We start from the raw sequence: 17,026 nt of genomic DNA on the forward strand, positions 1-17,026 counted from the left end.
GATCAAACTCTCCAATAAAGAGTATGAGTTAGCTCATAAATGTTACGTTGGCTAGTGAAGTCTTGCTTCACTATATTTTTATTGTTGACGTTTTTGTTTGTTTAGTTTTCAAAGAACAATCATTTTTTTAAATCGACGTCACTCAAAAGCGACTTAATTAATATATCACAATGTCTTTCGTGATGTCAACAACTTTTCAATTTTTATTATTTGCTGTCGACGCTCTCGAAGAGGACATGTATTAATATAACATGACGATTAAATGATTGCAATATAATTTTAAAACTTTTTTTGCTTTTATTTCTACAAATCAAAGCAAAAGTCCGTAAAGTGAGCTAGAAAATGTTATTCACTTTTTTATCCACTAGTTACGCTTATTTTTAGCCACATGGTTAACGTTGTTTTAAAAAATATCTACAGGCTGTTAATAACTTCTAACTTTTATCCCCATTATTACTATGTTCTTGGGGAATTCCCTCTAGTTTTGGCTTTTAAACGGTTCACTTACTTTCACTTTTCTTTCATCTATAACAAAAAGCGAGATTCCCGCAATAACAATGAGTCCACCCACTACTTGTGACATACAGTTTGTTCATCCAGTAAAAAGTAAGCAAGAATCGTCGCCCCAACTGGTTCAAATAAAATTGCCATTGAAATCGTTGATGTACTTACCCATTTCAGCGACCAATTAAATAATGTGTGCCCTAGTAAAGTAGGCACAAGCGCAAGTAAAATAAAATAAACCCAGTCGCTTTGTTTATAAGGGTAAAGAGGCTGGTTAGCTGTTAACATATAAATAAAGAGAGTGGCAGAGCTAATCAAATATACAACGAATGTATATGTAACAAGCGATAATCTTTGTCTTACTGTCTGGCCAAATAGTAAATATCCTGTTATTAATGCACAAGCAATCAAAGCAAGAAAATCGCCGAAAAGCGCTGACCCACTTATTCGAAAGTCCCCCCAACTAATAAGGGCACTCCCGGCCACTGCGATTAAACCACTAATAATTGCTTTGCTCGATAATTTTTCTTTAAAGAAAATATATGTACCGATAAAAGCGAATAATGGCTGGAGTGTTACTAAAACAGTTGAACTGGCAACCGAAGTAAAGTTTAAGGACTCAAACCATAGAATAAAGTGGAAAGCTAACAGTATTCCAGCAATAGCGGAAAAAAGAAAATCCTTTTTGGTAATAAGTCGTAATTCTGAAATATGTCTTTTTAGAAAAATCGGCAGCATAAATAGGACAGAAGAAAACAAACGATAAAATGCAATGACACCTGACGGAGCAGAACAAAGCTTTACAAAAATAGCTGATGCAGATACTGAAATAACCCCCACCACAACAGCTGCATAAGGATTAATTTTTGGTTCTTCCATAAGATAAACTCCTTTATGTAAAAAATCATTTCCAAAATAGAGTATACTAAGATGAACGTATAATATTTTCCCTTAATTTAATATTTTCAAAAAATAATTAAAAATTGGAAGTGAGTCTTATGAATAGTTTAGACTTTCAAATTTTAATCAAACTCGGAATTTCTGCTGTATTTGGTCTTATTATTGGACTCGAGCGGGAATTAAAAAGAAAACCGGTTGGTTTGAAAACGAGCCTTGTGATCAGTATTGTTAGCTGCTTATTAACGATCGTTTCAATTGAGTCAGCCTATATGTTCCCTAATTCTGATAAAGTGAAGATCCAAATGGACCCATTACGTTTGGCTGCACAAATCGTATCGGGTATTGGTTTCTTAGGCGCTGGGGTCATTTTAAGGAGGGGGAATGACAGCATTTCTGGGTTAACGACTGCTGCCATGATCTGGGGTGCAGCAGGGATCGGGATCGCAGTAGGGGCTGGATTTTATTTAGAAGCGTTTATAGGTGTCACATTACTCATTATAAGTGTTGAATTTATTCCTTTTTTAATGAAGCTAATTGGTCCTAAGCAATTAAGAAAAAAAGAATTACTTATAAATTTAAACATTAAAGATAAGATTTATATAGATGAAGTCATTCGTTTTATTTTGAATAAAAAATATATCCTGCGAAGAATACGTATAAAGGATCTTTCAGACGGCGACCATCTTGTCCAGATATTAATTGTTGTAGATTATCGCGAGAGTACAACGGGTGTCTATTATTCCATTTCTGATTTAGAAGGGATTCAAAGAGTAGAAATTGAGAGTGTAAGTTAAATGAAGAATAAAAAATGTTATGTTAAAAAAAATCCTCTTGCAAAAATATAATGATGGCGCTATAATCTTTTTTGTACCAATCATTTGGGGGATTAGCTCAGCTGGGAGAGCGCAACGCTGGCAGCGTTGAGGTCAGGGGTTCGAGCCCCCTATTCTCCATAACGCATTAAATCAACGTTTATAAAAGTCTAATTTACCTACAGCGTTAAGGTATTATTAGCAACAACGTTACGCCTTACTTTTCCGATACAACAACATCGGATTAGGAGGCGTTTTTATTTTGGCTCATTCTGAAAGTAGGCGCGGTAAAAAGGTGAAAAATGACCGCGTAATAACAGGGGCTAGAAAATCCATTTACTCAATGGAATCATTATTTGAGAAGGCATATAAAGCAAAGACAGCAGAAGGACTTGCTGAAGGTACTTTGTGGCGTTATCAACATGCACACGAAATGTTTTTGCAGTACCTAGGTACCCGTGGAATAAAAAAGGACATACGTTGTATCAATGTAGAAGTTTACCGTGATTTTATGACTTATATGCTTGAGGATCGTATTAAATTTGATGGGCATAAGTTTAAGCCGGACAATGTTAAGACTGAAGGAGTCTCACCGCGATATGCGAACGATATTCTCAAAACTTTGCGGACTTCTTTTCGTGTATTGAAGGCAGACGGTCTCATTAGTGAAAACTTTTTCGAGTCAGTAAAGAGCGTAAAGCAGCCGGAAAAGTTAATAAACGTATTAACAGCTGAAGAATTAAAGGCGTTAATAGAGGCGCCGGATCAACGAAAATATTCATCGTTTCGGGATTATGTTGTACTCCTTACCATGATCGATACAATGGCACGTATCTCGGAAGTCTTAACGCTTACTTTAAATGATATTGACTTAAACGCTAGAGAAGTCGTTTTTAAATCAGAGATTACTAAGACCCGTAGAGGTCGTATTGTACCTATTCAACCACGGACAGCCCGATTAATAAAGGAATTAGTCGCTGAAGTTGCGGAGTTTGAGAGTGAATATATTTTTCTTGCAAATTACGGCGAACCTTTGCAACCAAATCATTTTCGAAAGCGATTAAACGAGTATGCTAAGAGAGCAGGAATTAAAAAGCACGTTCATCCTCATTTAATCCGGCATTCAGCAGCAACAATTTACCTTGAAGGCGGAGGAAACTTGCGATATCTGCAAGCGTTGTTAGGCCACGTTGATCAACGAATGACCGCAAAGTATACTCATTTATCTAAACAGTCGATTGCTGATAATCACGAAAAGTTCTCCGCCCTTAACCAGGTAATAGGCAAATTAAATAAACCAAGAAAGATTAAACGATAAGGTGCGCCGGTTGGCGTGCCTTTTTATGAACAAAAAGCATTTCATATTTTTTTATAACAAGAAAAAAGCACCACTGACGGATGCTCTAATAATTCATTTCATTTATTAGGTCTAGGTAATGATCAGTTAACTGAAACTTCATATCTCTAACCATTTCAATTAAAGTAGAAATGTATTCTCTTTCACTCTTAAATAAATTTCTTCTAATATCATTTATTACTTTTATTTGGTCATCATCCTGTTCCAAATCAGACCAATTTATATTTACCACATCAAAGCCTTCTTTACTACGTAGTTTAATCAGATCCTGAGTAAATTCAAACAGTTGATGTTCAACTTCCCACATAATTTCTTTATAGAGGTCGTTAATTTTTCTTCTGGTTACAAAAAATATTCGATAGGAAAAAGCATCGACAAATACAATGTCTTTATTTATTCCTTCTAACAAATATTCTGTGTACAAAGTGTGTTTTTCTGTTTTCTTTATTTGAAAATTATCATCAATTTCAAAAAAGATACTCGACCGCTCCCCAAAATATTCTAAAGACATCATGTGTTTAAAGTCTCTATCAGTGTTTTCTAAAAATGTTGTAATTTTCTCTAAATGATTTAACTTTCTTGGAAATTCTTCTTTTCTCTTTTGTTCATTATTATGTTTTATTGTTAATTGAACACCAAGTAAAGTGAGAATACCTGAGATTACTCCACCAATAACTGCTCCCCAAAAAGTGATTTGTTTTTCCTTGTCGGTATATCCATATATTCCTTTAGCCGAAACAAAGTACAATCCAAAACAGCAAGCATTTTTGGATTTTGAACATAAAATTGAAAAGATGGTTACAGCCAATATGGAGCAATTGGAAAAATTCGATAACAAAATTAAAAAGAAAATGGATAAGGAAAGCTTGTATAAAATTGTCTTGTCAACAAAACAAATATTCGCCGAAGACTTCAAGTTTGTCGCAAAATTAGAAATACCAAGCATACTTCCGGAAAATATAAAAAATTCGTTAATCGTAATAAAAAGCGATTTTTCTTCTGGATTTAAATCATTAGAGGAAAGCATGACCTACTACGAAAAATACCTGGATACTGAAGATCCGGTATTATACTGGAAGTCCGTTAAACAGCGTGATATAGGCATTACCCATATCAATGGCGGATTTACTTCATTAACTACCACAAGAATGCAGCTAATTCCACCACCAAGGGGTGTAATACCCAAAAATGATTGGGAAGTAATTAAAAAATATCTTCACCTATTGTACACGTTTAAATTCACTTCCTCATCTGATTAATGACCTAGTTTCCTAAAACTGGTTTTTGCGCCTGACAATTCCCATCCAAATTCTTACTTGCAACAAAACCCATTTTACCTTTACGATCCAACTTTAGAAATTGTCAATCCTACTTTCTCCTACCCAAGACCGTTTCAAAATGCAATAAGTCATCCAAACAAAATACCTTTAGGAATCGAACAAGGTTTTGTAAGACAACTCGCTCCATTCCAGCATGGACCCGAACGATTAGAGGAAAGACCTCCGCATACACAACATGTTGATTGGGCTTCCATGTTTCTGAATGAAATTTACATGGACCGACAAATCGAAGGGTAGTATCACTAACATTCGATGATGGACCAGATGATGTTTGGACTCCAGCAGTTCTTGATGTTTTAAAACGTTTTAATGTAAAAGGAACATTTATGTGTGTTGGGCATCGCATTCAACAAAATCCCGAAGTGCTTAGAAGAATAATAAAAGAAGGGCACGCGGTAGGCAATCATACATGGAGCAATCCAAATTTGACCAAATCTCCACTGAATGAAGTACGAAATCAGATTAAAGCACATCGAACGGTCTAATTTCTTATTGCACCAAGATTGTGAAATACTGTACTTAAAGTAACGGGTGCTTCAGTTAAACAACATTAGAGATGAAAGGAGCTCTTTTTTTGTTTCCCAAAATGACCAGTAAATATAAACGGCATTATATTCACTCCTTATTGAACTAACTGGGCAGTTTAGTGTAAGAAGGAGTAGAAATAAAGTATTTAAATTAACCGAACCCCTAATCAATATTTTTTATAAGTAAAATAATAAAGCTCTCCTAAATAGTAAGGAGAGCTTGTATTATTTCAGTAATCTTATCTTAATTATTTAGTTAATTCATTCCTATCCTGCATTTGAGGTGGCTCTTCAAGCCAACCGTTTTTCGCCATGATTTTTCCACCGTCTTGCCCATAAGTTAATATGTCCTTTGCTGTATTAACCAATTTTAATGGGAGGTCACTTCGTAAACTAAATGCTGTTCCTAAAGCACTGCTTCCTAAACCAAAGCTACTTAACAGACTGGTACAGTACATCATCAGTTTATCTGAAAAAGGAGCTACCTTTGAGTCTGTTGCATTCGCCCCCCATGTTGAAGGTGGCTGAATGTCACTTTGAAGAAATAATTGTGTATAGTCAGTTACAATTTGTTTCGCTAATTCCTTTCCCTGTATAAAATATTTTTTTACTTCAGGTTCATTTGCTACTTGTGCGAACCCCGTTATCAGTTGCATTCCAATTATATTCGATTCAATGGCATGGTATAAATGTGCTACTTCCACTGTATTCAACGCTCGTTTTTCAGAAAACAAATTAAAACCACTCATATAATTTGTATCCTTCACAAACTCCACAGCTTTTGGCATAGATACAGCAGGAGGACGTGGTAAAACATCTTTCTCTTGCAAATAGTCCACGCATTCATCGTAAACACTTTGCGTAAACGCCGTTAATTCCTTATAAAGAAGAACAATATCTTTGCGATAGGCCATACTCATATGGAGCGTATGTAATCCCATCCCTATTTCTGTGAGAAGACGAAGAAACATAATATCGAACATGTTGTCATACAGCTTAGGCACACCAACATTAACATCTTTCTCTGTGTATCCGACTGGAATGACAGCACCTTCACTTTTGAGAATGGTTTTTATCTCTTCAAGATAGTTAATAATTTTCAGATGAGTATTTTGCATAATCTCTTTAGCTCGATTGTCGTCCGCTTGTGCTATAAAATATTCAAGCATTCGCTGTTTCATTGTTTTTTCCTGATAGGTCATCCACAATGTTCCTAATTCACTTGAACTTAAAGCATGTTTTTGAGTCATACTATAAGCCTCCCTTTATTGTATTTACTACAAACAATAATCGCTTTCATTGAGCCTTCACTCGCATGAGTAGACACTTTACAAAATTACCTACCATTAAGCCTGGAATTAAAAACAAGATTGGAAGCCACACAGGCCCAAATAATATCTGTCCTAATTTTAGTGAAGGAGAGTACATAAGCCCAATTGTTACAAAATAAGCTCCAAACACAAAAGGAAGATAGGAGTAAGGAGGAGTTTCTCCTTCGGCATCTTTGTATGCATCCCACATAGCAAACATATATAGACAGGGATAGAACATAAGCCATTGGTAATTTGTTGCTTCGATGGCGTCTCCAATGTTTCCTTGAAAGCTATACAAAATCACAATGTTAAAATGACTATTCACATTAACGAGGAACTCCAAAAAAATAAAAACGATTCCTTTCACCAATCTTTGATTTAATATCTGAGCAAAACCTGGAAGAGCTATACTCCACAGAATAGCTTCTAACTTATAAGTCATAATCACATTGTCCCTATAATTAGTTATAAATTTAATGTTTACTACAAGAGAAATAATATGTAATAAATGAATTAGTTCTTCTTCCACTAAAGGGTGCGTTAATTAAAGTAAGAATAAAAAATAGGACTTCTATTTATTCTTTCGCTATTAGTTTGTATTTTTAGTTTTTTCACTGGAGTTGTCCTGACTAATGTAACACCCTTATTTCTGGCAGTGGCATATAGGAAACAAACTATAACTCTGATTCCTTCTTTACAGGGATATAGCCAGGCCTAATTAATAGTGGTATTAAGATGTTTTAAAAAACGTACAGGTAAATGTTCAGGGTTTTGTGCAAGCCTTCTCCAGAGGAATACAATATTTGAAAAAATTGTTACATTAAATATTCAGATTTTTAAAAGCAAAAAAAAAACCGACCATTAACTATCGGTTTTAATTTATTCATGAATATGTTTTGTATTAATTTATTAGAATAACTGGAAAAGCTATTTAGGCTCTTTTCTCTTATGACTTGGATCCAAACTCAAATATGAATATCCTTTTTGCTCGTTCACATAACGAACAAATTGCCGTCTAAAAATATCGATTAGTTCTTCTTCTCCTTCTCCTATAAATTCATGAGTGAACTTCTGCTTTTTCCTATTGGACATATAATACCCTCCAATGTTTAAGATACTATTATTTTGCCCTTTAAAGTCATAAATATTAAGGCTGCTACACGCATTAAGAGTATCAGGTTAAATGTACCCAGTTCAATTTAGGGATATCTTCTGGCAAAGGCTAACACGTCACTAATAATTAAAAAAGTTCAGTTGACTGGTTCAACCAATAAGCAACACGTATTAGCCTTAGCCAAAGAACACACACAAAGGGATTATTTATGGCAAACATCTTTCGTTACGAACCAATCCTTATTATAATTCCTTCCTTATCCGTATTATTAATCGGCTTTGTTATTTGCTTTAATGATTGCACAAAATCAGTAAATGTCTTTGATTGAAATATCTGGAAAGGATAATCGTTGCCGATTGCATAATGCTCTTCACTAAGTATCAAGACGTGAGGAAACGGATCAGTTGCTATTAATCCTGAATTATATAGGTCAATGTATCTCGCTAATTTATCAGACATTTGTTTCGGACTATATAGCGTTCTTTGACATTCAACGAAAAAATTAGTTTTACGATATCGAAGGAAAACATCAGGTTCGGCACACTCTCCCTTCTTCCCGTACTTAGGTTCAACCAAAAACATTTCTAAATTACCGAGATTCTTTAATTCTTTATACAAATCAACAATCGTGAGAAAATGATTAATCTTAGCGCTATTCTTTTTCATTTGGACTTCGGGGCCAAAATATACATATGGTTCAAATGAGGTTGATCGTTGAATATGGCCGTCTCTCCATAGGCGCAGGAGCACGGTATTTGCTGCATTAATAGGATTCTTAACGTTAGCAAAATATAGTTCAGCTATGCTATTCCTATCCATAACACGAAATTTGTTCAAATTATTAATGATAGCCTTGTCACGCTTAGTTAACATCATTGAAAACCTCGCTTTCAGTTAGTTGCTTAGGTTCTTCAGGCTTAACCTCTTTCACCGGTCCTTTCGATACATAAAACGGACTCAATAGCTTTTTAGCCTCCTCCATAACAAGGTAAGGGGCCTGAATTTCATAAACTTTATCACTGTTCATAATGAAACGACCACTAACCTCTATTTTTTCGGCATTAGGTGTATTTGCTATTTTTGCTTCCATAGGATCCCTTAATTTAAAGCCCATGCTTACGGTCAAATTGGCCCGAACAGTAGTGTCTAGCACCTTAGCATTCGGCCTCTGCATCGAGAGAATAGCAAAGACCCCAAGCGTTCTACCGATGGCTACAATCTCTGTTAAAATATCCATAATTTCCTCGTCTTTTCTAAGCATGACAAACTCATCGATACAAACGATAATGTACGGGAGTTTATGTTCTTTTGGTAAATCGTCAATATGTCCAACTTCAAACACTTCAGTAAGATTGCTCCGTGAATCCATTTCAGCGCGGATTTTAAGAAGCATACTTCGAATATCTCTTGCATTGCTATAAACGCATTGTACATGCTCGACTTTTCGGAAGATATGAAACTCTTGTCTTTTACAATCTCCTAAATACAACTGCAATTCTTCAGGACGTTTTATTTTTATCAAAGTTGTTAATATAGAGCGTAACTGAGTAGATTTCCCTGAACCCGTCTCTCCTGCGATCAAAATATGAGGTTTTTCTGTAATATCGAAGGATACATACTCTCCGTTTCGACTCTGACCGCAAATAATACCCAATTTATGTTTGTCTACTGCCTTTTCTATTTCGCAGAAGTCGTAAATAAGATCCTTTTTAGGAGCTGTTTGAATGCTAAGAGTGAAATTCTTTATTTCCCCTTCGATATTCACTTGTTTTCTGAAAATCTGCTGGAATACGAAATAATTCTTTTTTAATAAGTCAGGATTAACTCCTATTGGAAGAGTGAAGGTGTATTGGATGGAATGATCATTAATGGTTACTGAGTGGATTTTAGGCAGGATATAACGCTCTCCATTATCCGTGGAATAACTGCGGTAAATTTGTGCGGTACGAAAGGCTTTGACAAGTTGTTTACGGGCTTTTAACTTCTCCCAAATAATCATTTTAACCACCGCAACAATGAGTTAGTTTCCAAGAAATAAACACTTGCTACCATAGCTGCGATAGGTACGAATAGTTTTAGACTTGTGCTTAACCAAGTAATTCCGTGATCCTCGGCTATTTTATCGAGCAAGGAAATTGCAATAGTAATACCTCCGGCAATTAAAACACTAGGCCCAAATAGCATTTTTTAATCCCCCAATTTATTCATAATCTCTTTTAAAGTTTTAAGACAAGTGATAATGTTTTTGATATCTTCAGGCGATAAATTTTGTTTTTCCATTTCCTTTGCAAATTCGATCCATACACTTATTCTTTTCAGATCATTTGGAACCTCTACTTCATCGCCAAATAAAGAGGCTACTTTTACCCCGTACAAATCGCAAAGCTGATTCAGTTTCGCCAAGGATGGAATTTTGCCATTTTCAATCTTGCTTATATATGAATAATCAATACCGATTTTGTCAGAGACTTCTCGCATAGTTAGATTTCTTGCTTCTCTCAGCTTCTTTAATTTTTCTCCAATTTGTTTATCGAGTAATTCCATTGATTTTTCTCCTTTACTTAACAGATTTTGTTTTTCGTATATTGCCAATGTTTAAGGCGGTAAAACCGCGGTAATGCTAATGAAGCAATTGCTTGGTAATAACATATGCCGATACTGCGCTAATATTGCCTGTCCCTACATATTTTCCGACTAAGTAGCACATTGATTGTCCACTATGTAAAAGATTTCATTCACCGGACAGCCTAATTTATCACTAATTTTCAAAGCTATTTCAAGTGTGGGCTGGCGTTTATTTCTTTCATATCGATTGTATTGATCGTGGCTAATTTCAAGGAATGCTGCAAATTCAGTTTGATTCATTTCGAACTTATGACGGTATGATTTAAGCCGATTATGTACGGACATTGTTAGTCACCTCGTCCATTAATTCGACAATAGCAACGATTTTCCTTTTTCCTTGGAGGTGTTTTGATTGATTGACTATATCCTATTTTTCGCCTTGCTTGCCGTTGCCTTATTAGCTTATATATTTTTCCCTAAGGTCAAGCCAGTGCCTTTTAATCCACGAAATAAGTGTGAAAGCCCAATCGAAAGGCGCTTATATGATGCCCTGGCATTCCGTGGCTATGCTGTTTCTACTCAGGTTCCATGCGGTAAATATCGCATAGACTTAGCGCTTATGGGTCCAAGAATAGCAATTGAATGCGATGGGAAGGCTTACCACTCTTCTCCGGAACAGAAAGCACATGATAAGAAGAAGAATGCTTATTTGAAGCGTAACGGCTGGCAAGTGATGCGGTTTAGTGGTAGTCAAATTACTAGCGACTTGGGGAAAGTGTTACAAAGGATTGAAGAAAAGATATAAAGAAGCTTAACCATTTGAAGCAATCGGATAAATTTACCGAGCAGCGTTACGCCCTAAACCATTGAAGCGTTGAGGTGCTATGTCGTATAATGTAGGAATCGGAAAGGTAAAACGTAGCGGTCTGTTGCAATTATAGCAGCGTATCATGGTGTTAAACGCTGGCAGCGTTGAGGTCAGGGGTTCGAGCCCCCTATTCTCCATAAATATAAAAACCACCGAAAAGCCTTGAGAAATCAAGGTTTTTTCTCTTTGAATTTAATAAACCGCCATCTGTCAATCAACGTAAAATATGCTGATTGGTCACATTTTGGTCACGAACAATTTTATTTTATAATTTCATTCAATTTCATAACTACTTCTTCTTGCATTGTCGGAAGGAAGAGCGAATAAGTATCAAGGGTTACTTTTATATTACTGTGACCCAATCGCTCGGAGATTACTTTAACGTGAACTCCCTTTGACAATAGAAGTGTTGCGTGTGTGCCTAAGATCATGGAAACGAATTTTAGGAACATCTGCTAATTTAATTAATCTGTTAAAAGTTCTCCTAACATTTGCCGGATTAAGTGGAGTACCATGTAGCGTGCATGCAATTAAATCAAAATCCTGATACGCAGGGCCGAAGCTTAGCTTTTCTTTTGAAATCATTATTTTTCGTGACTTTAGCAACTTCACAGTCTTTTCAAACAAGTTGATTGTTCGAAGGCTCGATTTGGTTTTTGCCCCGTTTATAAATGATTTACCATCATGACTTAACGTTTGATTTATTCTAATAAGCCCTTTTTCCAAATTCACATCTTTCCAACGCAACCCAAGTATAGATATTTTATCTGCCAGTGTTTCTACACTTACCTCTAAAATATCTTCAGATGACGGAAACTCTGAAAGAGTTAAAAGTGATACAACTGAGTATAAGTCACCAAAAACCCCTCTATATTCGGGAAAAACTTGGTCCAGAATTGCTTGAAATTGTAGCTTTGTTTGAATCAATACCCCAGTTATATTTTCGTGCTGCCTTGTAAGATTCGAAGGTTTAAAAGTTGAACTCCTCGCTTTTTATATGGCTCAAGATCCTCTTTATAAAACAACTGGCAGAGATGGTAAGCATCAGCCGCATCTGTCTTTACTTTTCTAAGACTTGAACTTTTAGCCTTATAAGAAATTAGTGGATTAATGATTATCAATAAATATCCACGGTCCTCCAGGTATTGAACAACAGGAGAATGATAGTGTCCTGTTGCTTCCAGGACGATAGGTGGTTTCTGACCTGTTTCTCTCTGTACCTCCACCAGAAATTCTAAAAGTAAACTGAGACCTTCAAGGGTATGAGACACTTTAAAACTCTTACGATATGGTTTACCTTTTTCCAAAAATGCTTGAACCTGACTTTCTCCTTTTGATACATCCAGACCAACGACTGGATTCATTTTCAAATCTCCTCCTAAACTAGTAATTTGCCAGTAACCCCTAATTCCTCCATGCAGTATCACAGCTTCGCTTGTTATACGAGATCTAAGTCCCAACCAGCCTCAATCATGTTTCACAAGTAGGGGGCGAACGGTTTAGTTGACGGGGTCGAAGCCCCACGGGCAGTTACGTTCTACCCTGGCTACTGATATAATAAGACCAAAATAAATAAGGTCAACCAGAAATATTTAGCATTCTGGCTAACCTTATAATACGAAGGGTAGTTTAGTAAAAAACTTATGTCTTATTCATATAACATTTCACAAATTTATAAAATATCTTCTTAATTAGTGGTTAGAAAAAATTATTTCAGTAAAATTTGAAGAAAATGACTATAACAATTGGACATGCCTTTTCATAGAATACTATACCTTCTTTTAGAAAGGAGATGATGCGTTTTGGCTGATCCACAACCATGTGAAAGTTGCTGTGAGGGTAATGAAATTCTCTGTGTAAGTATTCCAGGAGGAGTTCACGTTGTCTTGCTAGGAATTCATATCGACCTTGGACCTGTCTGTCTCACAGTTACAAATCCAGGAACTGGCGCTCTAACAGCTGCACAACAAGCGAATGTCCAGCAAATTGCTGGAGCTGTCGGTAACTTGTTAGGAACCATTTTACCAAGTACGTAAAAGATTAAGTATTGAAGGAAAGGGGATTCTCTTTCTTTCTTTCTTTTTGTTTACTCGCTTTTATGGACTGTGTTCAATATTTCAAAGTTTCGAACATGGGGTAGTTCGGTAATAGAAAACACTAATCCGAATATTGGGTTAAGTGCACTTTCTGAAAAACTAAGACTCACGAATAGTACCGTTATTGGAGTAATCGACCGAATAGTTCATAGTGAAAGTTGAAAGGATAATACCATCTGAAAACAGACGAACCATTTCACTTCACTTACAAAAAAAGGTGAAGATTTGATGGAGAAAGTTTTGAATTCTATTGATATACAATTGAAGCGACTACTCGGGACGTTGGAAATTTCTCAAGATTAATTTGAACATTTTTTTAAGCTAAAAATTGAGGAAGAATAAAATGGAAGTAAATGGAAAATAAATTTCACTAAAGATGTCAAGGTTATTTAGAAATGCAATATTTTGTGAAGTAGTGTACTTAAATGTAGTGTAGTGCTTTAATAAGTTTTTAGTAACCTATAATTATGGCTTAAAACCATTTTCAAATCTAGTAAAAAACAAGCAGTCAAGCAGAAATTGTTTGAATATATTATAGAAAGTCAACAGAATAAGGAGTGGAAGAATGTAGTGTATTATTTTAACATCTATTCAATAAATATCAACTCTCAAGACAACAGCCAGGTTTTGGTCAATTTTGGACCTAATCAGTCCATCGGAAAGTTAACTACCTATAAAAGAAATGAAGGAGTTGGAGACACTGGCAGTGATACTTCACCCGTGACTACACCCAATAATAAGACGACTAATAGCCCCTATAATCAATCGTAACTACTTAAGTAACAAGACAGGCACGTCCGATTTTTCCCTCTATCTTTTTAATCTTTTGGTTAAATTAACAAAATGGAGTTGTTGTTCCTTACCCAAAGAACCACGCTTCCCTTCTTCGTCATTTTACTTTTCATTTAAACATATTCAATAACATCAAATAATAAAGGCGATTCAATTTCACAATTGCTCTCAACTTTTATCCATCAGCGATGCATAACCTCTAATATTGAATCCCGTTCAGCAAAATTACTAATAACCTAGGACGGAAAAAATTGCTCATAGAATTTCTACTGCGAGGTCGAAGCTCTTTTTTTCTGGTGAGCAAAGACATAAGATCACCATATGATGATTGAAATACGTCTTGAGGTGATTTTATGGAATTATCTCTTAAAAAGTCAAAAATAACTGAAGCAGACAGTTTGTTTAACATCCAAAAAGAAGTATTTCAATCTGATTTAAAAAAATATCAAGATTATGATTCCAGTCCTGCAACTGAACATATAGACTTTTTCAGATACAGGCTGAACCAATCTTTACATTACACCGTTTATATTGATGGAAAAATCAATGGCGGTGTATGTATATTGATTTTAACTGATACCCATTTTCACTTGTTTCGTATTTTCCTTCACAGCGATTGTCAAAATAATGGCATTGGGACGACGATAATGAATGAGATTGAACGAAAGTTTCCAACCGTTAAAACTTGGAGCCTTAACACACCCAAAGATAATGTTCGAAATCGCCATTTTTATGAAAAGTTAGGCTACCGAAAAACAGGTGAACAGAAAATAAATAGTAGATTGACCCTAATTGAATATCAGAAAGTGAAATAACTAATTAATTGGCAACAAGACGAAAGAAAGAGTTACTCAATCAAAAGTGGCAGCCTATTTTAGCTGCCTTTTCTTTACATGAACTGGTAGGCCTAAGTTTAATACAAAATGCTTAATTATTTAACGAATGAGTTTACTTCAACAAGAAGTTGAAAGCTAATTTAATTTGTTTTTCTGGATTCTCTGGAATTGGGACTTTTCATTACTTTAAATAAAAGATATAAAAAATATTTATAGGCAATTATCTATTCCTCATTCTAAATAGACACATACATTAATTTTGAAACAAATTGAGGAGGAGATATAAATGTATAGACTATTTGGAATGGGGTTTGGAGGCTATCCTGGAATGGGTTTCGGCGGTTATGGAATGGGGTTTGGAGGTTTCCCAGGAATGGGTTTCGGTGGTTATCCTGGAATGGGGTTTGGAGGTTTCCCAGGTATGGGTTTCGGTGGTTATGGAATGGGGTTTGGAGGTTTCCCTGGTTGGGTATAGGCTATTTAATGAGAATGACTTTTTAAAATTTGTCGATCAACGGAGGCGATTTTCTTTAACGGAGAATTGCCTTTATTCTTTTTAAATAAACGTGAATTTCTTACTTCCAGATTTCATTCCAATAGTATAAAATTCCTTAATGGCTTTTCACCAAACGTATTCAACAAAATAAAGTATTAACCTTTGTAGAATAATGCAATCGCTTATTGTGTTAACCTGAAACTTTGCTCAACAAAATAATGATCGTCACAGCAATCATTTGCCGGAACATATTCTGTCACTCTAGCCCCCTTTTAATTTAAGTAAAGATGTTCACGAAAGAATTTATACTAATTCATCTTAAAAATTTTCTTATAAAACGAATATTCAATGTTCCTACGTAAAAAAGAATTGGGTAAACAAAAAATGAAATCCATAATTTCCATTGATGATAATATAGAAGATGTACTTTTAAACAAAATATTTCATATAAACACCAAAGGGTACTAAGCATAAATAAGTAAATGAGTTTAGATATAAATTCTTTTTGAAAAGGATAAAAATTAAGCCTAATAATACCAGTACCAATCGTGGCTAAAGTTATAAACAAAGTCATAAAATCTGTGATTCCTTCTCTAAGATAACCGTACAAATTAAACCTTATCGATAGATAGGTGTCGATAGTACTACGCAAGAAAGGGAAAAATACCCCAGTACCGTAAATCTCAAATCGAGTTAATCTTTTTGGGAGAACAAAAGCAACAGTGTTAAAGAAAATGGCGGAACCAACTAAAACAATATATGTCCATATACTTATTTCCATACAACCTATTCCTAAACTGGGTTTGTCGTCACACGCTTGGTTTTAATGTTGATGATAATCTTTTGTTTTTGCCTCTTGATAAGCCTCTTGAAATAAGGGTGGAATCTCATTTACACTATACTCTGTCTTATGTTGAGTGATTTCAGTAAGCATATCCATTAATCTTTGAATATCTCCTTTTGTTGCCGGAATTTTTTCTGGTTTAAGTGTTAGAGACAATCGTCCACTAGGCTCAAGTACTCCTAATACAACATCTTCTATACTAAAAACCTTTTCCATCCTAAGCCTCATTTCAACATCTTCCACTGTTATATTTGCTTTTTTCAGTTCCTTCATGATTACTTTCCCATCTTTTTTAATCACTGAAGGTATTCCAAATACCAGTTTTCTTATTAACGGAGAATATAATTGAATTTTAGCTAGGAGCACTAAATCGATAGTAAGCAATGTTCCTCCGTAAACAGATTACCATTCTTTTTTAAAACCAAGTGGTTGAATTAATATTGTTCCGATAGCAATCATGAATATTACTTCAGGTACGGTCATTTGAGTAATTGAGCGTTTCCCTGCAACGCAGTAGGATAACACCAGAGGCTAAAATTAACAATGCCTTTAATGGATATGGCAATGAAGGTAAATGAGACAAAAAGTTAGTTATCACCCTCCTTACACCCCTTTATTTTTTTATCGGTAATAGTATTTTCCAAAATTTCAATCTTATTTTT

General features: G+C 35.1%; 18 protein-coding genes, 1 tRNA gene and 3 pseudogenes. 9 read left to right on the plus strand and 13 right to left on the minus strand.

Translation table 11 applies throughout. The features are described 5' to 3' along the window. Positions 1–478 precede the first annotated feature (478 nt). A pseudogene (locus JN080_RS23600) lies at positions 479–1,383 on the minus strand (DMT family transporter). Between the two features lie 119 nt (positions 1,384–1,502). On the opposite strand from JN080_RS23600, the gene JN080_RS23605 reads away from it, so the two are divergent. The 3 genes from JN080_RS23605 to JN080_RS23615 all read left to right on the plus strand — a co-directional run bounded on the left by JN080_RS23605 (position 1,503) and on the right by JN080_RS23615 (position 3,534). Next, positions 1,503–2,198: an MgtC/SapB family protein gene (locus tag JN080_RS23605; protein WP_256238437.1), complete on the plus strand. Its 696-nt coding sequence runs from the start codon at positions 1,503–1,505 to the stop codon at positions 2,196–2,198. Positions 2,199–2,284: 86 nt separating this feature from the next. Next, a tRNA-Ala gene (locus JN080_RS23610) sits at positions 2,285–2,357 on the plus strand. A 121-nt stretch (positions 2,358–2,478) separates the two neighbouring features. Continuing rightward, positions 2,479–3,534 (plus strand): tyrosine-type recombinase/integrase, encoded by a 1,056-nt coding sequence (locus tag JN080_RS23615; RefSeq protein WP_256238438.1) that lies wholly within the window; start codon positions 2,479–2,481, stop codon positions 3,532–3,534. Positions 3,535–3,619: 85 nt separating this feature from the next. On the opposite strand, the gene JN080_RS23620 is transcribed toward JN080_RS23615, so the two are convergent. Continuing rightward, positions 3,620–4,381 carry a hypothetical protein gene (locus JN080_RS23620; protein WP_256238439.1) on the minus strand — a complete coding sequence of 254 codons (762 nt, stop codon included), beginning with the start codon at positions 4,379–4,381 and terminating at the stop codon, positions 3,620–3,622. Position 4,382: 1 nt separating this feature from the next. On the opposite strand from JN080_RS23620, the gene JN080_RS23625 reads away from it, so the two are divergent. Continuing rightward, the gene (locus JN080_RS23625; protein WP_256238440.1) at positions 4,383–4,832 is read left to right on the plus strand and encodes a hypothetical protein; all 450 of its coding nucleotides are present in this window, start codon (positions 4,383–4,385) and stop codon (positions 4,830–4,832) included. 109 nt (positions 4,833–4,941) lie between these two features. Here JN080_RS23625 and JN080_RS23630 read toward each other — a convergent pair whose 3' ends face one another. Beyond that, positions 4,942–5,259 (minus strand): hypothetical protein, encoded by a 318-nt coding sequence (locus JN080_RS23630; protein WP_256238442.1) that lies wholly within the window; start codon positions 5,257–5,259, stop codon positions 4,942–4,944. Between JN080_RS23630 and JN080_RS23635 the strand changes: the two are divergent. Next, positions 5,189–5,398: pseudogene (locus tag JN080_RS23635) on the plus strand (polysaccharide deacetylase family protein); the annotation flags it as partial. The gene JN080_RS23630 and the pseudogene JN080_RS23635 overlap by 71 nt on opposite strands. Before the next feature lie 290 nt (positions 5,399–5,688). Here the strand turns inward: JN080_RS23635 and JN080_RS23640 are convergent. The 8 genes from JN080_RS23640 to JN080_RS23675 form a co-directional block, all read right to left on the minus strand. Continuing rightward, positions 5,689–6,690 carry a DUF3231 family protein gene (locus tag JN080_RS23640; protein ID WP_256238443.1) on the minus strand — a complete coding sequence of 334 codons (1,002 nt, stop codon included), beginning with the start codon at positions 6,688–6,690 and terminating at the stop codon, positions 5,689–5,691. 46 nt (positions 6,691–6,736) lie between these two features. Then, on the minus strand, positions 6,737–7,195 hold the full coding sequence (locus JN080_RS23645) for a hypothetical protein (RefSeq protein ID WP_256238476.1): 459 nt from the start codon (positions 7,193–7,195) through the stop codon (positions 6,737–6,739). Between the two features lie 485 nt (positions 7,196–7,680). Further along, the gene (locus tag JN080_RS23650; RefSeq protein WP_256238445.1) at positions 7,681–7,845 is read right to left on the minus strand and encodes a hypothetical protein; all 165 of its coding nucleotides are present in this window, start codon (positions 7,843–7,845) and stop codon (positions 7,681–7,683) included. 247 nt (positions 7,846–8,092) lie between these two features. Next, entirely contained in the window at positions 8,093–8,743 is a 651-nt protein-coding gene (locus tag JN080_RS23655; RefSeq protein WP_256238446.1) for a hypothetical protein, read from the minus strand. Then, on the minus strand, positions 8,730–9,866 hold the full coding sequence (locus JN080_RS23660; protein ID WP_256238447.1) for an FtsK/SpoIIIE domain-containing protein: 1,137 nt from the start codon (positions 9,864–9,866) through the stop codon (positions 8,730–8,732). Before JN080_RS23660 ends, JN080_RS23655 begins: the two co-directional genes overlap by 14 nt. After that, complete coding sequence (locus JN080_RS23665) at positions 9,863–10,051, minus strand: hypothetical protein (protein WP_256238448.1); 189 nt, start codon at positions 10,049–10,051, stop codon at positions 9,863–9,865. Before JN080_RS23665 ends, JN080_RS23660 begins: the two co-directional genes overlap by 4 nt. A 3-nt stretch (positions 10,052–10,054) precedes the next feature. Continuing rightward, complete coding sequence (locus JN080_RS23670) at positions 10,055–10,411, minus strand: helix-turn-helix domain-containing protein (RefSeq protein WP_256238449.1); 357 nt, start codon at positions 10,409–10,411, stop codon at positions 10,055–10,057. 150 nt (positions 10,412–10,561) lie between these two features. Then, positions 10,562–10,777 (minus strand): helix-turn-helix transcriptional regulator, encoded by a 216-nt coding sequence (locus tag JN080_RS23675; RefSeq protein ID WP_256238450.1) that lies wholly within the window; start codon positions 10,775–10,777, stop codon positions 10,562–10,564. Positions 10,778–10,844: 67 nt separating this feature from the next. On the opposite strand from JN080_RS23675, the gene JN080_RS23680 reads away from it, so the two are divergent. Next, positions 10,845–11,237: an endonuclease domain-containing protein gene (locus tag JN080_RS23680; RefSeq protein WP_256238451.1), complete on the plus strand. Its 393-nt coding sequence runs from the start codon at positions 10,845–10,847 to the stop codon at positions 11,235–11,237. A gap of 441 nt (positions 11,238–11,678) precedes the next feature. Here the strand turns inward: JN080_RS23680 and JN080_RS23685 are convergent. Continuing rightward, positions 11,679–12,664: pseudogene (locus tag JN080_RS23685) on the minus strand (IS110 family transposase). Positions 12,665–13,102: 438 nt separating this feature from the next. Between JN080_RS23685 and JN080_RS23690 the strand changes: the two are divergent. The 3 genes from JN080_RS23690 (at position 13,103) to JN080_RS23700 (ending at position 15,499) form a co-directional block, all read left to right on the plus strand. Then, the gene (locus JN080_RS23690) at positions 13,103–13,336 is read left to right on the plus strand and encodes a hypothetical protein (RefSeq protein ID WP_256238452.1); all 234 of its coding nucleotides are present in this window, start codon (positions 13,103–13,105) and stop codon (positions 13,334–13,336) included. A gap of 1,205 nt (positions 13,337–14,541) precedes the next feature. Continuing rightward, positions 14,542–15,003, plus strand: a complete 462-nt coding sequence (locus JN080_RS23695) for a GNAT family N-acetyltransferase (protein ID WP_256238454.1) — start codon at positions 14,542–14,544, stop codon at positions 15,001–15,003. A gap of 307 nt (positions 15,004–15,310) precedes the next feature. Next, a complete protein-coding gene (locus JN080_RS23700) occupies positions 15,311–15,499 on the plus strand; it encodes a hypothetical protein (RefSeq protein WP_256238456.1) in 189 nt (62 codons plus the stop codon). An 844-nt stretch (positions 15,500–16,343) separates the two neighbouring features. Here the strand turns inward: JN080_RS23700 and JN080_RS23705 are convergent. After that, the gene (locus JN080_RS23705) at positions 16,344–16,748 is read right to left on the minus strand and encodes a YetF domain-containing protein (protein ID WP_256238457.1); all 405 of its coding nucleotides are present in this window, start codon (positions 16,746–16,748) and stop codon (positions 16,344–16,346) included. Between the last annotated feature and the right edge of the window lie 278 nt (positions 16,749–17,026).

Origin of the sequence: Bacillus sp. EB600 (genome assembly GCF_024494385.1) — a bacterium.
Taxonomy (GTDB): domain Bacteria; phylum Bacillota; class Bacilli; order Bacillales; family Cytobacillaceae; genus JAEVLT01.

Excerpts from the sequence above, each read along its gene's own strand:
- JN080_RS23670 (WP_256238449.1), bottom strand. The coding sequence starts at position 10,411 with ATGGAATTACTCGATAAACAAATTGGAGAAAAATTAAAGAAGCTGAGA.
- JN080_RS23675 (WP_256238450.1), bottom strand. The coding sequence starts at position 10,777 with ATGTCCGTACATAATCGGCTTAAATCATACCGTCATAAGTTCGAAATG.
- JN080_RS23650 (WP_256238445.1), bottom strand. The coding sequence starts at position 7,845 with ATGTCCAATAGGAAAAAGCAGAAGTTCACTCATGAATTTATAGGAGAA.
- JN080_RS23630 (WP_256238442.1), bottom strand. The coding sequence starts at position 5,259 with ATGCGATGCCCAACACACATAAATGTTCCTTTTACATTAAAACGTTTT.
- JN080_RS23640 (WP_256238443.1), bottom strand. The coding sequence starts at position 6,690 with ATGACTCAAAAACATGCTTTAAGTTCAAGTGAATTAGGAACATTGTGG.
- JN080_RS23660 (WP_256238447.1), bottom strand. The coding sequence starts at position 9,866 with ATGATTATTTGGGAGAAGTTAAAAGCCCGTAAACAACTTGTCAAAGCC.
- JN080_RS23605 (WP_256238437.1), top strand. The coding sequence starts at position 1,503 with ATGAATAGTTTAGACTTTCAAATTTTAATCAAACTCGGAATTTCTGCT.
- JN080_RS23645 (WP_256238476.1), bottom strand. The coding sequence starts at position 7,195 with ATGACTTATAAGTTAGAAGCTATTCTGTGGAGTATAGCTCTTCCAGGT.
- JN080_RS23655 (WP_256238446.1), bottom strand. The coding sequence starts at position 8,743 with ATGATGTTAACTAAGCGTGACAAGGCTATCATTAATAATTTGAACAAA.
- JN080_RS23625 (WP_256238440.1), top strand. The coding sequence starts at position 4,383 with ATGGAGCAATTGGAAAAATTCGATAACAAAATTAAAAAGAAAATGGAT.
- JN080_RS23700 (WP_256238456.1), top strand. The coding sequence starts at position 15,311 with ATGTATAGACTATTTGGAATGGGGTTTGGAGGCTATCCTGGAATGGGT.
- JN080_RS23695 (WP_256238454.1), top strand. The coding sequence starts at position 14,542 with ATGGAATTATCTCTTAAAAAGTCAAAAATAACTGAAGCAGACAGTTTG.
- JN080_RS23665 (WP_256238448.1), bottom strand. The coding sequence starts at position 10,051 with ATGCTATTTGGGCCTAGTGTTTTAATTGCCGGAGGTATTACTATTGCA.